18 protein-coding genes and 1 pseudogene are annotated in these 22,162 nt (G+C 61.5%); 12 read left to right on the forward strand and 7 right to left on the reverse strand.

Annotation, left to right across the window (positions count from 1 at the left end):
- Positions 1 to 3: 3 nt before the first annotated feature.
- The gene (locus C5F70_RS29815) at positions 4 to 1,362 is read left to right on the forward strand and encodes a DUF1329 domain-containing protein (protein WP_104904477.1); all 1,359 of its coding nucleotides are present in this window, start codon (positions 4 to 6) and stop codon (positions 1,360 to 1,362) included.
- 246 nt (positions 1,363 to 1,608) lie between these two features.
- Positions 1,609 to 4,116 (forward strand): LuxR C-terminal-related transcriptional regulator, encoded by a 2,508-nt coding sequence (locus tag C5F70_RS29820; RefSeq protein ID WP_104904478.1) that lies wholly within the window; start codon positions 1,609 to 1,611, stop codon positions 4,114 to 4,116.
- Here the strand turns inward: C5F70_RS29820 and C5F70_RS29825 are convergent.
- Positions 4,113 to 4,988, reverse strand: a complete 876-nt coding sequence (locus C5F70_RS29825; protein WP_017849547.1) for a helix-turn-helix domain-containing protein — start codon at positions 4,986 to 4,988, stop codon at positions 4,113 to 4,115. The two genes, C5F70_RS29820 and C5F70_RS29825, sit on opposite strands and share 4 nt — an antisense overlap.
- A gap of 138 nt (positions 4,989 to 5,126) precedes the next feature.
- Between C5F70_RS29825 and C5F70_RS29830 the strand changes: the two genes are divergently transcribed.
- Entirely contained in the window at positions 5,127 to 6,038 is a 912-nt protein-coding gene (locus C5F70_RS29830) for a DMT family transporter (protein WP_104904479.1), read from the forward strand.
- A 227-nt stretch (positions 6,039 to 6,265) separates the two neighbouring features.
- Here the strand turns inward: C5F70_RS29830 and norR are convergent, their stop codons facing one another.
- Positions 6,266 to 7,810 (reverse strand): nitric oxide reductase transcriptional regulator NorR, encoded by a 1,545-nt coding sequence (norR, locus tag C5F70_RS29835; protein WP_017846719.1) that lies wholly within the window; start codon positions 7,808 to 7,810, stop codon positions 6,266 to 6,268.
- A 146-nt stretch (positions 7,811 to 7,956) separates the two neighbouring features.
- Here norR and hmpA point away from each other — a divergent pair, with 146 nt between their 5' ends.
- Both hmpA and C5F70_RS29850 read left to right on the forward strand, forming a co-directional pair.
- A complete protein-coding gene (gene hmpA, locus C5F70_RS29840; protein WP_017846720.1) occupies positions 7,957 to 9,138 on the forward strand; it encodes an NO-inducible flavohemoprotein in 1,182 nt (393 codons plus the stop codon).
- A 673-nt stretch (positions 9,139 to 9,811) separates the two neighbouring features.
- On the forward strand, positions 9,812 to 10,318 hold the full coding sequence (locus C5F70_RS29850; protein WP_017846721.1) for a disulfide bond formation protein B: 507 nt from the start codon (positions 9,812 to 9,814) through the stop codon (positions 10,316 to 10,318).
- 473 nt (positions 10,319 to 10,791) lie between these two features.
- Here C5F70_RS29850 and C5F70_RS31670 read toward each other — a convergent pair.
- Positions 10,792 to 11,081 (reverse strand): annotated as a pseudogene (locus C5F70_RS31670) (hypothetical protein).
- Positions 11,082 to 11,108: 27 nt separating this feature from the next.
- Here C5F70_RS31670 and cyoA point away from each other — a divergent pair.
- The 6 genes from cyoA to C5F70_RS29885 all read left to right on the forward strand — a co-directional run bounded on the left by cyoA (position 11,109) and on the right by C5F70_RS29885 (position 17,179).
- Complete coding sequence (cyoA, locus tag C5F70_RS29860) at positions 11,109 to 12,050, forward strand: ubiquinol oxidase subunit II (protein ID WP_026139992.1); 942 nt, start codon at positions 11,109 to 11,111, stop codon at positions 12,048 to 12,050.
- A gap of 3 nt (positions 12,051 to 12,053) precedes the next feature.
- Positions 12,054 to 14,072 (forward strand): cytochrome o ubiquinol oxidase subunit I, encoded by a 2,019-nt coding sequence (cyoB, locus tag C5F70_RS29865; RefSeq protein WP_104904481.1) that lies wholly within the window; start codon positions 12,054 to 12,056, stop codon positions 14,070 to 14,072.
- A gap of 3 nt (positions 14,073 to 14,075) precedes the next feature.
- Complete coding sequence (locus C5F70_RS29870) at positions 14,076 to 14,702, forward strand: cytochrome o ubiquinol oxidase subunit III (protein ID WP_017846724.1); 627 nt, start codon at positions 14,076 to 14,078, stop codon at positions 14,700 to 14,702.
- Positions 14,702 to 15,037: a cytochrome o ubiquinol oxidase subunit IV gene (gene cyoD / locus C5F70_RS29875; protein ID WP_017846725.1), complete on the forward strand. Its 336-nt coding sequence runs from the start codon at positions 14,702 to 14,704 to the stop codon at positions 15,035 to 15,037. The genes C5F70_RS29870 and cyoD overlap by 1 nt, the downstream gene beginning before the upstream one ends.
- Positions 15,038 to 15,048: 11 nt before the next feature.
- Positions 15,049 to 15,936 (forward strand): heme o synthase, encoded by an 888-nt coding sequence (gene cyoE, locus C5F70_RS29880; protein WP_017846726.1) that lies wholly within the window; start codon positions 15,049 to 15,051, stop codon positions 15,934 to 15,936.
- Positions 15,937 to 16,084: 148 nt separating this feature from the next.
- A complete protein-coding gene (locus C5F70_RS29885) occupies positions 16,085 to 17,179 on the forward strand; it encodes a pyridoxal phosphate-dependent aminotransferase (protein WP_104904482.1) in 1,095 nt (364 codons plus the stop codon).
- A 59-nt stretch (positions 17,180 to 17,238) separates the two neighbouring features.
- On the opposite strand, the gene C5F70_RS29890 is transcribed toward C5F70_RS29885, so the two are convergent.
- The 3 genes from C5F70_RS29890 to C5F70_RS29900 form a co-directional block, all read right to left on the reverse strand.
- Positions 17,239 to 17,955 (reverse strand): hypothetical protein, encoded by a 717-nt coding sequence (locus C5F70_RS29890; protein WP_017846728.1) that lies wholly within the window; start codon positions 17,953 to 17,955, stop codon positions 17,239 to 17,241.
- Positions 17,956 to 18,247: 292 nt separating this feature from the next.
- Entirely contained in the window at positions 18,248 to 18,325 is a 78-nt protein-coding gene (locus tag C5F70_RS31315) for a type II toxin-antitoxin system YoeB family toxin (RefSeq protein ID WP_256588433.1), read from the reverse strand.
- Complete coding sequence (locus C5F70_RS29900; protein WP_256588314.1) at positions 18,292 to 18,525, reverse strand: type II toxin-antitoxin system Phd/YefM family antitoxin; 234 nt, start codon at positions 18,523 to 18,525, stop codon at positions 18,292 to 18,294. Before C5F70_RS29900 ends, C5F70_RS31315 begins: the two co-directional genes overlap by 34 nt.
- Positions 18,526 to 18,754: 229 nt before the next feature.
- On the opposite strand from C5F70_RS29900, the gene C5F70_RS29905 reads away from it, so the two are divergent.
- Entirely contained in the window at positions 18,755 to 20,779 is a 2,025-nt protein-coding gene (locus C5F70_RS29905; RefSeq protein WP_104904483.1) for a c-type cytochrome, read from the forward strand.
- Here C5F70_RS29905 and C5F70_RS29910 read toward each other — a convergent pair.
- Positions 20,776 to 22,026, reverse strand: a complete 1,251-nt coding sequence (locus C5F70_RS29910; RefSeq protein ID WP_104904484.1) for an aspartate aminotransferase family protein — start codon at positions 22,024 to 22,026, stop codon at positions 20,776 to 20,778. The genes C5F70_RS29905 and C5F70_RS29910 overlap by 4 nt on opposite strands.
- Between the last annotated feature and the right edge of the window lie 136 nt (positions 22,027 to 22,162).

Here is a 22,162-nt window from a genome sequence, read left to right on the forward strand (position 1 = left end):
TCTATGCGTAAGTTAATTGCTGTGATGGCCCTGAGTGTGTTGGCCGCCAACGTCATGGCGGCCGTGTCGCCCGAAGAAGCCGCCAAGCTCGGCACCAGCCTGACCCCGGTCGGCGCCGAAAAGGCCGGTAACGCCGACGGCTCGATCCCGACCTGGACCGGCGGCATTCCGAAAAATGCCGGTGCGGTGGACAGCAAGGGCTTCCTCGCCGACCCGTTCGCCAATGAAAAACCGCTGTTCGTGATCACCGCCGCGACCGTCGACAAATACAAGGACAAACTCTCCGACGGCCAGGTGGCGATGTTCAAGCGTTACCCGGAGACCTACAAGATCCCGGTGTACCCGAGCCACCGCACGGTCAACCTGCCGCCGGATATCTACGAGTCGATCAAGCGCAGCGCCCTCAACGTGCATGCGATCAACGACGGCAACGGCCTGGAGAACTTCACCGGCAACCGCTACTACGCGTTCCCGATCCCCAAGAATGGCGTGGAGGTGCTGTGGAACCACATCACCCGTTACCACGGCGGCAACCTGCGGCGCATCATCACCCAGGCCACCCCGCAGACGAACGGCAGCTACACGCCGATCCGCTTTGAAGAAGAAGTCGCGGTGCCGCAGGCGATTCCGGATATTGACCCGGCCAAGGCCGCCAACGTGCTGAGTTTCTTCAAGCAATCGGTAACGGCCCCGGCGCGGCTGGCGGGCAACGTGCTGCTGGTCCACGAGACCCTCGACCAGGTCAAGGAACCGCGCCTGGCCTGGATCTACAACGCTGGCCAGCGCCGTGTGCGCCGGGCGCCGCAAGTGTCCTACGACGGCCCGGGCACCGCGTCCGACGGCCTGCGTACCACGGATAACTTCGACATGTTCTCCGGCGCCCCCGATCGCTATGACTGGAAGCTGGTGGGCAAGAAAGAGATGTACATCCCCTACAACAGCTACAAGCTCGATTCGCCGAACCTCAAGTACGACGACATCATCAAGGCCGGGCATATCAACCAGGACCTGACCCGCTATGAGCTGCACCGCGTGTGGGAAGTGGTCGGCACCGTCAAGCCGAGCGAACGGCACATCTATGCCAAGCGCCACATGTACATCGACGAAGACAGCTGGCAGGTCGCGCTGGTGGATCACTATGACGGCCGCGGCCAACTGTGGCGTGTCGCCGAAGGTCATGCGCAGTTCTACTACGACCATCAGGTGCCGGCCTACACCGTGGAAACCCTGTACGACCTCATCGCCGGACGCTACATCGCCTTGGGTATGAAGAATGAGGAGAAGAGCAGCTTCGTGTTCGGGTTTGCGGCCAAGGCGGCGGACTACACGCCGGCGGCGTTGAGGGCTTCGGGCGTGCGTTGATGCCTTCGGACGTGCGCTGATGCCTGTTTGAAATGCAATCCCAATGTGGGAGGGGGCTTGCCCCCGATGGCGGTGGATCAGCTACAGAGAGCTGACTGATCCACCGCCATCGGGGGCAAGCCCCCTCCCACATTGGGTTTTGTGCATGGTCATTAATCACCCTGCTGAATACTTCTTCAATATTCGCCGAGCACGGGGCTAGGGTAGGTGTCAGGTTGCATAACAATAAAAACGCAGGATGCAGCAATGACTGCCATGACACGCTGCCTGGACCGTCCTGGATTCATGCCACGGCTGTCCGCCCATCATCTGTTGCGCCCGCGCCTGGCCGAGCCGTTGTTGGCGGCGCAGGCGCGGGTCAAGTTGCTCTGTGCCCCGGGCGGCAGTGGCAAGAGCGCGTTGCTCGCCGAGTGCGCCTTGCAGGCGCCGGCGGGTTGTCAGGTGTACTGGCTACCGCTCAATGGCGTGCCGCTAAGCCCGCTGGATTTGTGCCGGCGCCTGGCGCACAACCTGGGCCTGGCGTTTACCGATGAAGCCACGCTGCTGCAGGATCTCAGCCGCTGGCAGACGTCGGCGTGGCTGTTTCTCGATGATTTCAGCCGGCTGCCCGCGCCCGAACTGGACGCCTTGCTCGACCGCCTGCTCAGCGCCAGTCACCCGGCGCTGACCTGGTGGCTGGGTGCGCGGCGGCGCCCTGCGTGCAACTGGCCGCGGCTGCTGCTCGACGATGAGCTGCTGGAATGCAGCGCGGCCGAGTTGATCTTCAGCTCCGAGGAAGTCCAGGCCCTGCTCGGCGAGGCGCCGGGTCACAGCGTCGAGCGCGTGATGCGGTTCAGCGCCGGTTGGTGCGCCGGGGTTCGCATCGCCTTGCTCGGCGATGGCCATCCCGACAAGACCTTGCTCGACTACCTGCAACACGAGCTGTTCAGCACCTTGCCGGCGGAACTGGAGGAAGCCTGGCGGGTGCTGGCGCATTTGCCGCGTTTCAACGCGGGCTTGTGCGAGCACCTGTTCGGCTTTGGCGATGGCGCTCAGTACCTGCGGGACTTGCAGGCGCTCGGCGCATTTATCCAGCCCTGGGACGATGCCGCCGACTGGCTGCAAGTCTTCGCGCCGCTTGCGCAGTTGATACGGGAGGAGCCCTGGCCGGCCAAACGCTCCTGGCACCGACGGGCCTGCCAATGGTTCAGCGCCGAGGGCGACTGGCAAGCCGCGTTCGAGCAGGCGCTGCTGGCCGAAGAATACGAAGTGGCCGTCAGCCTGTTGCAGCACTTCAGCTTCGAAGACCTGTTCCGCCAGCAGAATGCCGTGCTGTTGTTGCGCCTGCATGAACAACACGGTGACGAGCTGATGCTGTGTTCCGCGCAGTTGGTGGGGCTGGTCACGGCCGCGTTGCTGTTCGCCGGGCGCTTCGAGCAGGCCGCATTGTGCATCGGCCAACTGGCGCGTTTCGCCCCGCAACCGTCGGCGCCGCAGCAACGCCTGTTGTTGGCGCGCTGGCAGGCGCAGTGGGGGTGGTTGCTGCATCTGGCGGGTGATGCGCAACGTTCTCGCGAGCATTTCCTCGAGGCCTTGCAGGCGTTGCCCGACAGTGCGTGGACATCACGTCTGATGTGCCTGTCGGGGTTGACCCAGCAAGCCTTGCTGCGCGGTGAGCTGGAGGCGGCCCAGACCCTGAACCGCGAAGCGCTGTGCCTGGCGCGGGCCCATGGTTCGCTGTTGCTCGAAGCCCTGCTGGAGCTGGATCACGCGCAATTGCTCGAACAGCGCGGCGCGCCGTACCGCGCGCAAAACCTGTTGGAACAGGTGCAGGCGATGTTGCTCAAGCAGCGGCTGAAGGCTGGGCCGCTGGTCGGACGTATCGCCTTGCGGCGTGGGCATCTGGCCCTGCGCCAGGGGCAGGACGCGTTGGCTGCCGAGTGCTTCGAGACGGGTTTGAACATGTGCCTGCACAGCCAGGACAAGCGCGTGTTGTATGGCTACCTGGGCCTTGCGTTGTTGGCGGCCAATCACGGTGATTACGCCCAGGCCTTTATCCAGTTGCGCGAGGCCGAGCGCCTGATGCAGCAGCGCCAGGTGCCGGACACGGTGTACCGCGCGGTGTTGCTGCTGGTCAGCGGGCACTTCTGGTTGCAACAGGGTCGCGCCGAATTGACGGTGGCAGCGCTGCGCCGGGTGCTCCGCCATTTCCGAGGGCCCGACGCCAAGCAGGCGCCGCCGGCCACGCTGGAATTGATCCCGCGTCTTGAATACCTGCTGGTGTTGGCCGAGGTCAAACTGGGCGTCGCCGATCAACCGCTGGTGCGGCTCAACGCACTGCTGGACGCTTCCCGCCAACGCGGCATGCTGTGCCTGGAGGCCGAATTGCACTTGGTGCTGGGGGAAGTGGCCTGGCAACTGGGCGAACCGGCGATGGCGCGTCGCTCACTGCAACACGGCCTGGAACTGGCAGGGCGTTGCCAGGTGCAGCAGGCGATCCGCGAGCTGCGTTTACGCTCGCCCGGGCTGTTGAGTGAGCTGGGCCTGGAACCGCAGGCCTCGCCGACCGGCACGGCGGACAACCCGCTGAGCCAACGCGAGCTGGAAGTGCTGCAACTGATCGCCCTGGGCAACTCCAACCTGGAAATCGCCGACCGCTTGTTTATCTCGCTGCACACCGTCAAGACCCACGCGCGACGCATCCACAGCAAGCTCGGCGTGGAGCGACGCACCCAGGCGGTGGCCAAGGCCAAGACGTTGGGCTTGATGGTTTAAGCGCAGAACGCCTGACGGTATTCGCCGGGCGTCGCGCCCATGGCCTGGCGAAAGCGATGGGTGAAGTGGCTGGCGCTGGAGAAGCCGCACATCAACGCGATGTCACCCACGGGCAGGCTGCCGCTGCGCAGCAGGTTCTGCGCGCGGGCCAGGCGCCGGGCCAGCAGGTATTGATGGGGCGGCAGGCCGAAGCTTTGGCGGAACATCCGCGCAAAATGATATTCCGACAGCGCACACATCCCGGCCAATTGCCCGAGGCTGATGGGGTCATCCAGGTGCTGGTCGATGTAGTCCACCAACAACCGCCGCTGATGCGCCGCCAGCCCGCCTTTCAAACGCAGCCCGTCGCGCGCGCCGACTTGGCTGAGCAAGGTGTGGCTGAGCATTTCATGGGCCAGGCTGCTGGTCAGCAGGCGTTCGGCGGGCTCGTGCCAGTTGAGGGCGATCAACTGGTGAAAGCGTCGCGCCTGGCTGGGGTCTTCGAGGAAGGTGCTTTCCTGCAGTTGCAGCGCGCGCGGTTCGCGGTCGAGCAGGGTGATGCAGCCCAGGGCGAATTGCGCCTGGCTGAAATACACATGGGCCAGGCGGATGTCGCCGTTGATCACCCAGGCCGACTGATGCTCGGCCGGCAGGATGCACAACTTGTCGGGCCCGCCCTTGGTGCCCGGCTGGTCGCGACGAAACGTGCCGGTGCCGCCGCCGATGTAGCAGGACAAGGTGTGATGGCCGGGCGCCTGGTAGTCCTGGGAATCGTGGTGGTTGCTCCACAACGCCGCAGACAAGCCGTCACCGAGCTCGGCGCAGGCTTCGAGGCGAGCGTGGGGCGAGCGGTTGAGGGCTTGAAAGACTTGCAGGGATTCCAGCGTTGACATGGTGTGTACTCTCCGACGCCTTGCATCCTACTCCGAGCCACTGGCGCTGTGAGCCCGCCGTGCGACAAAAGCGCAAGAATCTGCAAGCGCCGGCCAGGGCTTGAAGGCGACACTGTGGCTCAACCAGCGGAGCCTGTTATGAACCTTTTCCTGTATTTACTCACCGTGCTGATCTGGGGCACCACCTGGATCGCCCTCAAGTGGCAACTGGGCGTGGTGGCGATTCCCGTGTCGATCGTCTATCGCTTCGCCCTGGCGGCGTTGGTGTTGTTTGTGCTGTTGCTGCTCAGCCGCAAGTTGCAGGTGATGAACCGGCGCGGGCATCTGATCTGCCTGGCCCAGGGGTTGTGCCTGTTCTGTGTGAACTTCTTGTGTTTTCTCACGGCCAGCCAGTGGATTCCCAGCGGGCTGGTGGCGGTGGTGTTTTCTACGGCGACGCTGTGGAATGCCCTGAATGCGCGGGTGTTTTTTGGCCAGCGGGTCGCGCGCAATGTGTTGATGGGCGGCGGCCTTGGCTTGCTGGGCCTGGGCCTGTTGTTCTGGCCGGAGCTGGCGGGGCACACCGCGAGCCCGCAGACCTTGCTCGGGCTGGGTTTGGCGCTGTTGGGGACGATGTGTTTTTCGGCTGGCAATATGCTTTCGAGCCTGCAGCAGAAGGCGGGGTTGCGGCCGTTGACTACCAATGCCTGGGGCATGGCATATGGTGCGGTGATGTTGGCGACCTATTGTGTGGTGCGCGGTATTCCGTTCGAGATGGATTGGAGTGCGCGGTATGTCGGGGCGTTGGGGTATTTGGTGATTCCGGGGTCGGTGATTGGGTTTACGGCGTATCTGACGTTGGTGGGGCGGATGGGGCCTGAGCGGGCGGCGTATTGCACGGTGTTGTTTCCGGTGGTGGCGCTGAATGTGTCGGCGTTTGCTGAGGGGTATCAGTGGACTGCGCCGGCGTTGATGGGGTTGGTGTTGGTGATGGTGGGGAATGTGTTGGTGTTTCGTAGGGGTAGGGTGGCTTTGCCGGTGAATCCGGGTTTTAGGGCGAAGCAGGTCTGAGGTGGGAGGGGGGGAAGGTGGGAAGGGGGGTTAAGGTGGGAGGGGATTGCTTTAGGTGGGAGGGGGCTTGCCCCCGATAGCAGTGGGTCAGCTACAAATAAGTGACTGACCCACCGCTATCGGGGGCAAGCCCCCTCCCACATTTTCAGCATTTCAGCATTTCAGCATTTCAGCATTTCAGTATTTCAGTATTTCAGTATTTATTGGGTTTGGTTGGGGGATCTGGGTTATTTGAGGCCTAGGCGTTTGGCCATGCGGCCTAGGTTGGCGCGGTCCAGGCCTAGTTCGCGGGCGGTGCTGGCCCAGTTGTGTTGGTGGCGTTCCAGGCAGGCGTTGATGACTTGGCGCTGGTAGTGTTCGGTGGCCTGGCGCAGGTCGCCGCCGGCGATGGCGGTGACTTCGGGTGGGGGGGCGATCGGCGCTGCGCTGACGTCGGGCAGGTCCAGGTCTTGGGCGCTCAGGCTGAGAATCTTCGGACGTTCGCGACAGTTTCCCAGGGCTTTCAGTGCGCTGCGTCCGATCAAATGTTCCAGCTCGCGCACATTGCCCGGCCAGTTGTAGGCCAGCAACGCGGCTTGGGCGTCGCTGCTCAGGCGCAGACTGCCCAGGCCCATGCGTGAACGGTTCTGTTCGAGAAAGAACCCGGCCAGCAGCAATACATCGCGCCCGCGCTCGCGCAGCGCCGGCACTTGCAGCGGGTAGACGCTGAGGCGGTGGTAGAAGTCGGCACGGTAGCGGCCGTTGCGCACTTCTTCGGCCAGGTCGCGGTTGGTGGCGGCGATCAGGCGCACGTCCACTTGATGTTCCTTGTCCGAGCCCAGGCGCTGCAGTTGGCCGCTTTGCAGGACGCGCAGCAGCTTGGCCTGCACCGTCAACGACAGCTCGCCGACTTCATCCAGGAACAAGGTGCCGCCGTTGGCCAGTTCGAATTTGCCCCGGCGCTCGTTCAGCGCGCCGGTGAAGGCGCCGCGCACGTGGCCGAACAGCTCGCTTTCCACCAGGGTTTCCGGCAGGGCGGCGCAGTTGAGGCTGATCAGCGGCTTGTCCGCACGGGACGATGCGGCATGGATCGCCTGGGCCACCAGTTCCTTGCCGACCCCGGTTTCGCCGGTGATCAACACGGTGAGGTCGCTGCCGCCCACCAGGTTGATCTCTTCGACCAGGCGCTTGTGGGGCTTGCTCTGGCCGATCATCTCTTTGTGCTGCTGGCCGCTGGCCTGGCGGTAGATCTCGGCACGCTGGCGTTCGTCTTCGGCGCGCAATGCCAGGTGTTCGATGCGTTCGGCGACGTTGACCGTGGCGGCGGCGAGGCTGGCGAAGGCTTGCAGGGCATCCAGCTCGACCCGTTCGAAGCGCTCGGTGTCGAGGGCGTCCAGGGTCAGCAGGCCCCACGGTTTGTCATCGACATACAGCGGGCAGCCCATGCAGTCGTGAATTTCGAGGTGCCCGTGCAGGCCGTCCACCAGGCCGTCGTAGGGGTCGGGCAATTCACTGTCGCTGTCGAAACGCGTCGGGCCGGGGCTGCCGAGCAGCACGGCGAAACGCGGGTGTTCGCTGACCTTGAAGCGTCGGCCCAGGGTATCGGCGCTCAAGCCGTCCACTGCCAGCGGCACCAGCGACTCACCGTCCAGGCGCAACAGCGCGGCGGCGTCGCACGGCAGCAGGGCGCGCATGGCTTGCAACAGGCGGCGGTAACGCTCGCCTTCGGGCAGTTCGCGGGACAGGTCGGCGACCAGAGGGAGCAGGGTGGTGAGCAGCGATTGCGCAGTCATAATGACTCCTTGTAGTCCTTATGACTATAAGGCGTAGGAGGTCATACTGACTACAGGTAATTTAACTGATTGAAATTAAACGATTTATTAGTTGGCATGAATACTGAGTACTCCAAGGCAATCAGTAAAGAAGCCCAGGAGGCTCCATGCTTAGTGCCCAAGACCGTGCCATCATCAAATCCACCGTGCCCCTGCTGGAAAGCGGCGGCGAAGCGCTGATCACCCATTTCTACCGCATGATGCTCTCCGAGTACCCGGAGGTGCGCCCGCTGTTCAACCAGGCGCACCAGGTCAGCGGCGACCAGCCCCGTGCCCTGGCCAATGGTGTGTTGATGTATGCACGACATATCGACCAGTTGGATCAACTGGGTGATCTGGTGGCGAAGATCATCAACAAACACGTGGCCTTGCAGATCCTGCCGGAACATTACCCGATCGTGGGGGCCTGCCTGCTGCGTGCGATTTCCGAAGTGTTGGGCAGCGAGATTGCCACTCCCGAGGTGATGAGCGCCTGGGGCGCGGCCTACGGTCAGTTGGCGGACATCCTGATCGGCGCCGAAGCTGCGATCTATGACGAGAAAGCCCAGGCGCCGGGCGGCTGGCGGGGTGCGCGGCCGTTCAAGCTGGTCAAGCGCGTGGAGGAAAGTGCCGAAATCACGTCCTTCTATTTCGCCCCGCTGGACAACGGCCCGATCCTCGCCGCCGAGCCCGGTCAGTACATTGGTATGACGCTGCTGCTCGATGGCGAAGAAGTGCGCCGCAACTATTCCTTGTCGGCCCTCAGCGATGCCGGCCAATACCGCATCAGCGTCAAGCGTGAAGCCGGTGGGCGGGTGTCCAACTACCTGCATGATCAATTGCAGGTCGGCGCGACGATCGACCTGTTCCCGCCAGCGGGCGAGTTCACCCTGGCTGCCAGCGATAAACCGCTGGTGCTGATCAGCGGCGGGGTGGGCATCACGCCAACACTGCCGATGCTCGAAGCGGCCCTGGCCACCCAGCGTCCGGTGCATTTTATCCACTGCGCGCGTAACGGCGGGGTGCATGCGTTTCGGGAATGGGTCGACGCCCTGGCGGCCAAGCATCCGCAGCTCAAGCGCTTCTACTGCTATGACGAGGACGATGGCGTGAGCCCGGCAGGCGACACCGTGGGCCTGCTGAGCCAGGAACAACTGGCGGCGTGGTTGCCTGAACAGCGCGACCTGGATGCGTACTTCCTCGGCCCTAAAGGCTTCATGGCCGCAGTCAAGCGCCACCTCAAGGCCTTGGGCGTACCCGAAAAACAAAGCCGCTACGAATTCTTCGGCCCGGCCGCCGCCCTCGAATAACCCCCCCACACACATACACACACACATACACCTGTAGGAGCGAGCTTGCTCGCGAAAAACTCAAAGACGCCGCGTTCATCCAGGATGCACGCGTTATCGTTGACGTTCTTCGCGAGCAAGCTCGCTCCTACAAGTGGCGTATCAAGCGCCACCTCAAGGCCTTGGGCGTCCCCGAAAAACAAAGCCGCTACGAATTCTTCGGCCCAGCCGCCGCCCTCGAATAACCCCCCCACACACATACACACACACACATACACCTGTAGGAGCGAGCTTGCTCGCGAAAAACTCAAAGACGCCGCGTTCATCCAGGATGCACGCGTTATCGTTGACGTTCTTCGCGAGCAAGCTCGCTCCTACAAGTGGCGTCTCAAGCGCCACCTCAAGGCCTTGGGCGTACCCGAAAAACAAAGCCGCTACGAATTCTTCGGCCCAGCCGCCGCCCTCGAATAACCCCCCCCCACACACACCCATACACCTGTAGGAGCGAGCTTGCTCGCGAAAAACTCAAAGACGCCACGTTCATCCAGGATGCACGCGTTATCGTTGACGTTCTTCGCGAGCAAGCTCGCTCCTACAAGTGGCGTATTAATCCGCCGTTAACCCCCTTCTGTTTAAACCACTCTCTGTGTGTAAACTTGCCGCCACAGGCACAACCAAACAAAGGGATACGGAGATGAGTGACGAATTGCGTTTAGGCAGGGAGCGGCGCTTTCTGGTGTTGCTGGGCATCATCTGCCTGGCGCTGATCGGCGGTGCGCTGTACATGCAGGTGGTGTTGGGCGAAGCGCCGTGCCCGCTGTGTATCCTGCAGCGCTATGCCTTGCTGTTGATTGCCGTTTTTGCGTTTATTGGTGCGGCTATGCGCAACAAAGGGGCGATCACGCTGTTTGAAGGGTTGGTGGTGCTCAGTGCCTTGGGCGGTGTGGCGGCTGCCGGTCACCATGTGTACACCCAGTTCTTCCCCGAGGTCAGTTGCGGCGTGGATGTGCTGCAACCGATCGTTGACGGCCTGCCCCTGGCCAAGGTGTTTCCGCTGGTCTTCCAGGTCGACGGCTTCTGCAGCACGCCGTACCCGCCGGTGCTCGGTCTGTCGCTGGCGCAGTGGGCGCTGGTGGCGTTCGTGCTGACGGTGATCCTGGTGCCCCTGGGCATCTACCGCAATCGCCAACGCAAAGCCTGAGCCATTCATTGAAACGCCCCGGCCTTTCTCAAGGGAAAGCCGGGGCGTTTTTGTTTGTAGGGATTTTTGAAGGGACAGTGACGCGGGACAATTTTGACGACGCGCAGTGTGCGACATGTTGTCACACAGGCGCTGTCGCTGGGCGTTTCCGAGCCGTCACAACACCGCTTGAATTTACCCATGGCCGTTAATGTGTGCTGTCAGTTCATCGTTTGAGCAACACCGCGAATAGCGCGCCGTTCGCGGCTTTCGGTGGTCAGCGAGTGCCCTGTTTTATGGGGGCTTGGAGCGCTTTTTCAGGCCCTTACGGCGGGTAAGGGGTGTGGCAGTTTGCCCTATAACACGGCATTTTTTGTGGTTTTTGTTGAGAATCCAACGCGATAAGATCGCGAACCTTTGCAAAATAGGTGAAGGATTATTGCTGGAATCGATAAAAATTATTTCTTTATAAGTCATGGTTTATACATCGCTAGCTAACTACAATCGCCCGCACTGAATGTCCGGTGCTGTTCAATATTTGAGCATTGGAGCGGTCGAGGGGCAGATGGATGGCTCTGTGCGACCCCAGGTTCCGGCAGCCTTTCAACTATCCGCACCAAATGGAATTGGTCTGTAACAAGGCCTTTAACCACGAAATCGAATAAGAACTCACCGCAGGTCCGCGAACCGTCCAATCAGGGCGCACGGGCAGGCTCTTATTCAATCGAAGAGAAATGCCAACCCTTGGCAGGGTGAAGTGTTGGCGATCAAAACCCAACTGCATTGCGCAAGCTGCTTTAGAGGTCGTGAGATGAGTAAAAACAGGTACCCCCGATTACTAGGCTTTTTGCCGCTGCTTGGCATGATGTTAATGCTGGGAGGCTGCAAGTGGTCCTTGCTCGACCCAAAAGGACAGGTCGGTCTGGATGAACGCAACCTGATCATCACTGCCACCCTGCTGATGTTGCTGGTCGTGGTCCCTGTGATCATCATGACCTTCGCCTTCGCTTGGAAATACCGCGCGTCGAACACCAAGGCGACTTACGCGCCGAAGTGGTCGCACTCCACCAAGATTGAAATCGCGGTGTGGCTGGTTCCGATCCTCATCATCATTGCCCTGGGTTATGTGACCTACAAGTCCACCCACGCGCTGGACCCGTACCGTCCGCTGGACTCCGAGGTCAAGCCGATCAATATCGAAGTGGTCGCGCTGGACTGGAAGTGGCTGTTCATCTACCCGGACCTGGGTATCGCCACCGTCAACAAGATCGTGTTCCCGGAACATACCCCGGTTAACTTCAAGATCACCTCCGACACTGTGATGAACTCGTTCTTCATCCCAGGCCTGGGTGGCCAGATCTACGCGATGGCCGGCATGCAGACCAAGCTGCACCTGATTGCCAACCAGAAAGCTGAAATGGACGGCATCTCCGCCAACTATAGCGGCGCAGGTTTCACCGGCATGAAATTCAAAGCGATCTCGACGAGCCAGGAAGAATTCGACGCCTGGGTAGCCGAAGTCAAGGCCGCACCTAAACAGCTTGATCAAGCTGAATACGAAGCCCTTGCCAAACCAAGCCAGAACAACCCAGTCGCGCTGTACTCCACTTACACGCCTGACCTGTTTCAGAAAGTCGTCGACAAGTACGAAGGCATGAAACCAGGCAAGCCGGTCAAGCACGAGAAGAAAGAAGTGGCTGCGGTTGAAGGTTCTGACACGGGCTCGCATTCAACTGCTGGGGCAGAGGAGTAAACGATGTTTGGTAAATTAAGTTGGGATGCGGTCCCGTTCCACGAGCCGATTGTGATGATTACCATCGCCATGATCGCGCTGGGTGGTCTGGCACTGGTTGGGGGTATCACTTACTTCAAGAAGTGGACCTACTTGTGGACTGAGTGGCTGACTTCGGTCGACCACAAGAAAATCGGTGTGATGTACATCGTCGTTGCCATGGTCATGCTGCTGCGTGGTTTTGCCGACGCCATCATGATGCGTACCCAGTTGGCCATGGCCACTGAGGGCGCGCCAGGCTACCTGCCGCCTGAACACTATGACCAGATCTTCACCGCTCACGGTGTGATCATGATCATCTTCATGGCGATGCCTTTCTTCACCGGCCTGATGAACCTTGCAGTGCCGCTGCAGATCGGTGCCCGCGACGTTGCCTACCCGTTCCTGAACTCCCTGAGCTTCTGGCTGCTGGTGTCTGGCGTGGTGCTGATCAACGTGTCCCTGGGCGTCGGCGAATTCGCCAAGACCGGTTGGGTTGCGTATCCGCCATTGTCGGGCCTGAAATACAGTCCGGGCGTGGGTGTGGACTACTACATCTGGGCGCTACAGTTATCAGGGCTCGGGACGACGCTGACGGGGGTCAACTTCCTGGCCACCGTGCTGAAAATGCGCGCCCCTGGCATGAAGATGATGGACATGCCGATCTTCACCTGGACCTGCACCTGGGCCAACGTGCTGATCGTGGCTTCGTTCCCGATCCTCACCGCTACGCTGGCACTGCTGTCGCTTGACCGTTACCTGGATTTCCACATTTTCACCAACGAACTTGGTGGCAATCCAATGATGTACGTGAACCTGTTCTGGGCATGGGGTCACCCTGAGGTGTACATCCTGATCCTGCCAGCGTTCGGTATCTTCTCCGAAGTGATCTCGACCTTTACCGGCAAGCGCCTGTTCGGTCACCACTCGATGGTCTACGCCTCCGGTGCGATCTCGGTACTGGGCTTCATGGTGTGGCTGCACCACTTCTTCACCATGGGTTCGGGGGCCAGCGTCAACGCCTTCTTCGGCCTGGCGACGATGCTGATTTCGATCCCGACGGGGGTGAAGCTATTCAACTGGCTGTTCACCATCTACCACGGCCGTCTGCGTATGACCAGCCAGGTCGTGTGGACACTGGGCTTCATGGTGACCTTCGCCATCGGCGGTATGACCGGCGTACTGCTGGCCATCCCGGGTGCTGACTTCGTGCTGCACAACAGCTTGTTCGTGATCGCTCACTTCCACAACGTGATCATCGGCGGTGCGGTATTCGGTTACATCGCTGGTTTCAGCTTCTTCTTCCCGAAAGCGTTCGGCTTCAAGCTGCACGACGGTTGGGGCAAGGCTGCATTCTGGTTCTGGATCTCGGGCTTCTTCGTCGCGTTCATGCCGCTCTATGCACTGGGCTTCATGGGCATGACCCGTCGTCTGAACGCCACCACCAACCCTGAGTGGGTGCCGTACCTGTACGTCGCCATGGTCGGTGCGGTGCTGATCGCGGTGGGTATCGCCTGCCAGCTGATCCAGCTGTATGTCAGCGTGCGTGACCGCAAGCAGAACATGTGCGAGTCGGGCGACCCATGGAACGGCCACACCCTGGAATGGTCGACTTCGTCGCCACCTCCGTTCTACAACTTCGCCGTGATTCCTACCGCGAACACCATCGATGCGTTCACCGAAGCCAAGGAAAACGGTACTGCGTACCAGCGGCCTAAGCACTACGAACCGATCCACATGCCAAACAACACCGCCACTGGCGTGGTGATGGGTGCGCTGTTGACCGTGTTCGGTTTCTCGATGATCTGGCACATCTGGTGGCTGGCAATCGTGAGCCTGGTGGGCACCATCGGCTACTTCATTGTCCACGCTGCACGTGATGATCAAGGCTACATGGTGCCGGTCGAAACGATCGAGCGCATCGAAGCCGAGCAGCACGCTCGCCTGGTGGCCGAGAAGAAGATCCCGGCCAACCGTGTAGAAACCTCGTTGGAACAGGCTTAAACCATGTCGAACTTAGTGACCAATGCTGGACACGCCCATGTCGATGACCATGGGCACGATGACCATCACCACGACTCGGGCCCGGTAACCGTCTACGGTTTCTGGCTCTACCTGATGACCGACTGCATCTTGTTTGCGTCGATCTTCGCGGTGTACGCGGTACTGGTAAACAACGTAGCGGGTGGCCCGGCGGGCCACGACATCTTCGAACTGCCTTACGTGCTCGGCGAAACCGCCTTGCTGTTGTTCAGTTCGATCACCTACGGCTTCGCCATGTTGTCCTTCTACAAGGGCAACAAGCAGGGCGTACTGACCTGGTTGGGCCTGACCTTCCTGTTCGGCCTGGGCTTCATCGGCATGGAGATCAACGAGTTCCACCTGCTGATCTCCGAAGGCTACGGCCCTAGCCGCAGCGGCTTCCTGTCGGCGTTCTTCACGCTGGTGGGGACCCACGGTCTGCACGTGACATCTGGCCTGATCTGGATGGCGATGATGATGTATCAGGTCAATAAACACGGCCTGACCAACACCAACAAGACTCGCCTGAACTGCCTGAGCCTGTTCTGGCACTTCCTGGATGTGGTCTGGATCTGCGTATTCACCGTCGTCTACTTGATGGGGACCCTGTAATGGCTAATGCACACTCCCATGACAGCCATGATGCGAGTCACGGCAGCGTAAAGACTTACGCTATCGGCTTCATCCTGTCGGTCATCCTGACCCTGATCCCGTTCGGCCTCGTGATGTACCCAACCTTGCCGAAGTCGATCACCTTGATGATCGTCCTGGCGTTCGCGGTGATTCAGGTCCTGGTTCACCTGGTGTACTTCCTGCACCTGGACCGCTCCGAGGCCCAGCGCGAGAACGTGATTGCGTTCGTGTTCGCAGGCCTGGTGATCGTTCTGCTGGTTGGTCTGTCGCTGTGGATCATGTTCAGCATCCACACCTACATGATGGCGAAGTGAGGTAAGACCCGATGTCGCTTAAGCACTTTATCCAAATCACCAAACCGGGGATCATTTTCGGTAACGTGCTTTCTGTGGCAGGCGGCTTCTTCCTGGCCTCCAAGGGACATGTCGATCTGGCCATCTTCCTGGCCGCCATGATCGGCACGTCCCTGGTGGTAGCTTCCGGTTGTGTGTTCAACAACTGCATCGACCGCGACATCGATATCAAGATGGAACGCACCAAGAATCGCGTGCTGGTCCAGGGCCTTATCTCCCTGAAACTGGCACTGCTGTTCGCGACCGTCCTGGGTGTTGCCGGCGTGGTGTTGTTGTACAAGGTGGCCAACCCGTTGGCGGCACTGTTTGCCGTGATCGGCTTTGTCATTTATGTCGGCCTCTACAGCCTGTACCTCAAGCGCAAGTCGGTTCACGGCACGCTGGTGGGCAGTCTGTCGGGGGCGATGCCGCCGGTGATTGGTTATGTGGCTGTGACCAATAGCTTCGACATGGCCGCGCTGGTGCTGCTGGTGATGTTCAGCCTGTGGCAGATGCCGCATTCCTATGCCATCGCGATCTTCCGTTTCAACGACTACCTGGCTGCGTCGATTCCGGTTCTGCCGGTCAAGCGCGGCATCCAGGTGGCGAAGAAACACATCCTGCTGTACATCCTGGCCTTCCTCGTGGCGACCTTGATGTTGACCTTCAGTGGCTACGCCGGCATGAGCTACCTTGCCGTCGCCGCCGCCATGGGCATGTACTGGTTGTACATGGCCTGGACCGGTTACAAGGCGGTGGACGACACCGTGTGGGCACGCAAGCTGTTCGTGTTCTCGATCTTCACCATCACCGCGCTCAGCGTGATGATGTCCCTGGATTTCCAGGTGCCGAGAGAGCTGTTGCTGACCTACGCGCCCTGAGTGGTTCCAAGCAGTGAACAAGCCCCGCCTTCGTGAGAAGTGCGGGGCTTTTTCTTGGGCGCGGGATTAAATCGGCCGGCGCCTTTCTCGTCATACCTCACTGTACGAGCTGTGCGAATCCATTACCCGCGTACAAGGAGTTGTCACCATGGTCAGCGTTAGTCGTCGGTCCCTTCTCGCCTTGGGCGCGGCCTTGCCCTTGCTCGGGCGCCTGGACTGGGCAGTCGCCAGCCCACCGCCGGCAAAGGCTGAGAAGGTGCGGCTCAACTATAACGAAAGCCCCTACGGCCCCTCGGGCGCCGCCCGCGAGGCGATGCAGGGCGCGATTGCCACGGCCGGGCGTTATCCCTACGGCCACATGTACGCCTTGACCGCGTTGTTTGCCCGGCAGCAGGGGATTGCCGAAGCACAGGTTGCGGTGTTTTCCGGCTCCATGGCGGCGCTGCGCTACGCGGTGTTGGCGTTTACCGGCGAAAGCCGCGGGCTGGTGATGGCCACGCCGTCCTACGAGGTGCCGCGCCAAGCGGCCGAGGCGAGCGGGGCGCCGGTGCATGAAGTGAGCCTCACGGCCGAGCACGCCCACGACATCCCCGCGATGCTCGCCGCCGATCCCCAGGCGGGCATGCTCTACCTGTGCAACCCGAATAACCCCACCGGTACCCTGACGTCCACCGAGGCCATCCGCCACGCGCTGGCGAACAAACCCCAAGGCAGCGTGCTGGTGGTGGACGAGGCGTACATCGACTTCGCCGACGCCCCCAGCTGTGTCAGTTGGGTCAAGGAACACGACGACCTGCTGGTGTTGCGCACCTTCTCGAAAATCTACGGCATGGCCGGCGCGCGCGTGGGCCTGGCGATCGGCGCCCCGGCGTTGCTGGCGCGCCTCGCGGTGTTCGGGGGCGACAACGTCCCAGCCGGCAGCGGCTTGCTCGGTGCGCAGGCCAGCCTCGAAGACGTCAAGCTGTTGCCGCAACGCAAGGCCCTGAACGCGCAACTGCGCGAGGAGACCGTCGCCTGGCTCAAGGCCCGTGGGTTCACCTGCACAGTGTCGCAGAGCAACTGCTTCATGATCGACGTGAAGCAACCGGCGGAGCAGGTGATCGAGAAACTGGCCGCGCAAGGTGTGATGATCGGCCGCGTATGGAAGAGTTGGCCGCAGTGGGTGCGGGTGACGGTGGGGAACAAGCACGAGATGGAGCGGTTTCGCGAGGTGTTTGCGGCGCAGGTCCAGCGCAGCGTTTAACCCAATACAAAACCAATGTGGGAGGGAGCAATCCCCCTCCCACATTGGGTTCAGCGGTACTACTGCTGCGCGATGCTGTACCCATCGAACGCGGTCTGCTGCTGCAACGCCGTGATCACGCTCTTGCGGCTCAACGGCTGTTCGGCGCCGGCGTTATCCACAAAACTCTCGACTTCCAGCTCGGCGTCATCGCCTTCACCCACGAAGCTGAAACCCAGGAACTCGAACGCTTCACGGTCGACATTGAGCTTCGAGCGCGGCGTGCGCAGCGGCAGGGTGACGCTGATGCCATCCTTGCTGATCACAAACACTTCGGCTTCTTTCTTCGGCCGCGAGGCCTTGCCCTTGCCGGCGCTCGGGTTGCTGATGGCCTGGTGGGACTGGTTCAGCACCTTGAGGGCCAGGCCGTAGACCAGCTCCTGAAACGCCGGGTCGTCCTTGAAGCTGGACAGGATGCGGCTGATCGAGAACTTGCTGCTCAGGTCTTCCAGGGCGATGTTGTCGGCGGCTTCGGCGTCCTTGAGCTGCTTGAGTTGGCCCATCAGGTCGTAGGCCTTGTCGTCGTCGAAGGCATCGTGGGCCTGGCGGATGGCCACGCGCAACTCGCGGATCTGGTCGCTTTCCTTGGAGGTGTGGAACGCGTCCAGCACCATCTCGCTGATGATCTTGGCCGCTGGCACATGCTGTGAAAGATTGATGGCGTTTTCGTATTCAGCTTTGGATTGCAAGGCGACTACGGATTCTTCGGCGGATTCAGCGGTGTAGGAATCGGGCATTGAAATTTCACTACTTCAGTAAACAGGGACAAAAAAGCGTCGGGCATTTTCGGCGGGGAGGGGGGGCAGGTCAAGGCAGCACAATGCCCTTATTGCGACGCAAGGCGGCCAGCGCCCGCAAAACAGACCTACGGTCAGCCCGCATGCCCAACAGGCTGCCGATGACCGTACCGCCCGCCCAGGCGCCGCTCGACAGTATCGACGGTGCCAGTGCCAGTGTGCTTCCCTGCAGAAAAGCGTCGGATGTTTTCAGGCGCGGACCAGGGCAGTCGGCTTCAACAGGTATTCCCCGTTAATAGTGATAACGACACATCAAGACCTGAATCTCATCATCCTCTATGCCATAGACCAAGTGATGTTCGGCGGTGATTCGCCGAGACCAGAAGCCACTGAGGTTGTGTTTGAGTGGTTCGGGGCCGTCTCTTCAAGGGCATTGAATTCCGATAGCGAGATCATCACCACGGGCTCACCTTTTTGCCGGGTGAGCAGCAACGGGATGTGATCGTCATTAACCCGATCCATTGTCTCGGAGAGATGGGCACGGGCATTGGTGTAGTTGATTGTTTCCATGGGTATGTCCTCGCTTGATGGTACGAGACGTACAGAAATACGTACATGTGTTCAAGGGTTTCCTTATCAACGGTCAGTGGGTGGCACCCTTACGGTTTGAGCCTGACCCACATCAAAACCCCGCAGCGCCAAACCCGTTACAACACAAAGGTCTGATGAACCCATAAAAACGACAACGGACCTGCGCCGAGGGGGCTTCCCCACGCGAGGTCATTAAAGGACTAATGCAATGGCGCTTTCTCTGTCACGCCTGGCCTTGCTGGGGGCGACGCTTGGTCTGACGCTACCCCTGCACGCCAATTCCGCCGATACCGCACTGATCGAGCACGGCAAATATGTCGCGCAATTGGGTGACTGCATCGCTTGCCACACCGCCAAGTCAGGCAACGCGATGGCCGGCGGGCTGGAGCTGAGCACGCCGATGGGCACGATCTATTCGAGCAACATCACGCCGGACCGCGAGACCGGTATTGGCGCCTACAGCTTCGAACAGTTCGACCGAGTCATGCGTGAAGGTGTCACACCCGCGGGTATGAACCTGTACCCGGCGATGCCGTATCCGTCCTACGCCAAGATGAGCGAGGAGGACATGCGCGCCTTGTACGCCTACCTGATGCAAGGCGTGGAACCCGTGCGGCAGACCAACCTCGAGGCGGACATGGGCTTCCCGTTCAACCAGCGCTGGGGCCTGGCCTTGTGGAACTTCGCCTTTCTCGACAAGCAAGCGTTCCAGCCCGACCCCGGCCGTGACGCGCAGCTCAACCGTGGCGCGTATCTGGTCCAGGGCCTGGGCCACTGCGGCTCCTGTCATACCCCGCGGGGCATCGCCTTCCAGGAAAAGGCCATGAGCGACGACGGGCGCGGCGGCCAGCATTACCTGGCCGGCGAAACCGTCGAGCATTGGCGCGCGCTGAGCCTGCGCAACCTGTGGACCGTGGAAGACACCGTGCAACTGCTCAAGACCGGGCAGAACCGTTTTGCCACCGTCGCCGGCAACATGGCCGATGTGATTCACCACAGCACCCAGCATTTCAGCGACGACGACCTGACCGCGATTGCCCGCTATCTGAAATCCCTGCCGCCCGGCCCGGACGATCTGCCGATGCCGTCGGTGGCCCGCGCACCGGCCGCGCCGCCCGCCGACCTGTTCACCAGCCGTGGCGGCCTGGGTTATATGCAGTTCTGCAGCGACTGCCACCGCAGTGATGGCGCGGGGGTGAAAGGCTTGTTCCCGCCATTGGCCGGCAACCCGAGCATCGTCTCGAACGACCCGACATCCCTGCTGCACATCACCCTCACCGGTTGGGAGACCGCACAAACGGCCACTCACCCACGGGTCTACACCATGCCCGGGTTTGCCCGGCTGGCGGACCAGGAGGTCGCTGAAATCCTCAGTTTCGTTCGCACGCGCTGGGGCAACCAGGGCACGTCGATCAGCGCCGCGCAGGTCAAGACATTGCGCGATCAGCTCAACCCGGCCACGACCGACTCCTCCACTTTCGAAACCCCGCGCCTGGCCGACCTGCTCGCGGCGCCGAACGCCGACCAGGTGGTGCGCGGCATGCACCTGCACCTGCAAACCAAGGCATTGCTGCCCGACAACGTCGGCAACGCGCTCAATTGCACCAGTTGCCACCTCAACGCCGGCACCGTGGCGGACGGTTCGCCCTTCGTCGGCGTGTCGGCCTTCTTCCCCAGCTATGCACCGCGCGCGGGCAAGGTGGTGAGCCTGGAAGAACGCATCAACGGCTGCTTCCGGCGCTCGATGAACGGCAAACCGTTGCCGCCGCAATCGGCGGATATGCAGGCGATGGTCGCGTACTTCGACTGGATGAAGAACAACACCCGCCCCGAAGACAAGGTGGCCGGGCGCGGTGTAGGCAAGGTCGACCCAGCGATCAAACCGGACCTGGCCAATGGCAAGGCGGTCTACGCCAAGCAATGCGCGGTGTGCCATGGTGACAACGGTGAGGGCCTGGCGCGTGCCGACGGCGAGCGGGTGTACCCGCCGCTGTGGGGCGACCAGTCGTTCAATATCGGCGCCGGCATGGCACGCACCTACACGGCGGCGGCGTTCGTCAAACGCAACATGCCGATCGGCTTCCACGAGCAGTTCCCGTTGGGCCAGGGCGGTTTGTCCGACCAGGAAGCGGTGGACGTCGCGGCGTATTTCTCGGGGCAACCTCGCCCGGACTTCCCGGACAAGGTCAAAGACTGGCCCAACGGCGGCAAGCCGGTGGATGCGCGTTACTAGTCCAGTTGCTTGAGGCACGCCTGGAGGATGTCCAGGCCTTCCTCCAACACCGCCGGCTCAATGGTCAGCGGTGCCAGTAAGCGGACGATGTGCCGCGACTGGCCGCTGGGCATCAGCAGCAAGCCGGCGTCCCGCGCCAGGCTCAGCAACTGGCTCAGTTGCTGGGGCGCGGGCGTGCCGTCGGCGTGGGCCAACTCGATGCCACGCATGGCGCCGACGCCGGTCAGTCGGCCCAGGTAAGGCGACAGGCGTTGCGCGCGCCAGGTTTCGTAGCGGCGCAGGATGGCCTCTTCCTGTCGCGTGCCCCAGGCCTGCAACTGTGCATCCGTCATCACCTCCAGGGTGGCCAACGCCGCCGCGCAGGCGATGGGATTGCCCGAATATGTGCCGCCCAGCCCGCCTTTGGGCAGGTTGTCGAGTAACGCCTTGCGCCCCACCACAGCACCCAACGGCACACCGCCGGCGATGCTTTTGCCGAGCAGGATCAAGTCCGGCGTTATGCCCAGGCGCGAGAAGGCAAAACGTTGCCCGGTGCGGCCGAAACCGGACTGGATTTCATCGACGATCAGCAGGATGTTTTTCTCATCGCAGAAGCGGCGAAGGGCCTGGGCGAACGCGATATCCAGCGCGAGGAAACCGCCTTCACCCTGCACCGGCTCAATGATGAAGCAGGCTACATCGTTGACGTCGATTTCCACGCTGAACAAGCGGTCCATGGCCTTCAGCGCGTCGGCGCAGGTCACGCCGTTGTCGGCGCTGGGGTAGGGCAGGTGATACACCGGGCCCGGCAGGACACCGACTTTTTGCTTGTAGGGCGCGACCTTGCCATTCAGGTTGAGGGTGGCGAGGGTGCGGCCGTGGAAGGCGCCGTCGAAGGCGATCACCGCGGTGCGGCCGGTGGCGCCGCGCACGATCTTCAGGGCGTTTTCCGCGGCTTCCGCACCGCTGTTGGTGAGCATCCCGCTGACCGGGTAGTCCACCGGGATAAATGCACTCAGACGATCCATCAGCTCGATGTAAGGCCTGTGCGGAGCGGCGTTGAAGGCGTAGTGGGTCAGTTGGGTCGCCTGCTGGCGAATCGCCTCGACCACCGCCGGGTGGCAGTGCCCGAGGTTGAGCACGCCGATGCCGCCGACAAAGTCGATGTAGCGCTTGCCCGCGGTGTCCCAGACTTCGGCGTTCTTGCCGTGGCTGAGGCTGATGGGGTGGACGATGGAAATCGACTGGCTGATGGTTTCGCGGCTCATGAATCTCGGACTCGGCAATGGCGGGCGTCTTTTTATCTAAGCCGTGAGCCGGGCCGGGCCGCAAACGAAATAAAGTCGCCGGGTCATTCCAAATCGGAAGGAGCGCTTGCCAAGCAGCCGTTCGGGGCCACAAACC

The organism is Pseudomonas sp. LH1G9 (assembly GCF_002949975.1).
In the GTDB taxonomy this organism is placed as follows: domain Bacteria; phylum Pseudomonadota; class Gammaproteobacteria; order Pseudomonadales; family Pseudomonadaceae; genus Aquipseudomonas; species Aquipseudomonas veronii.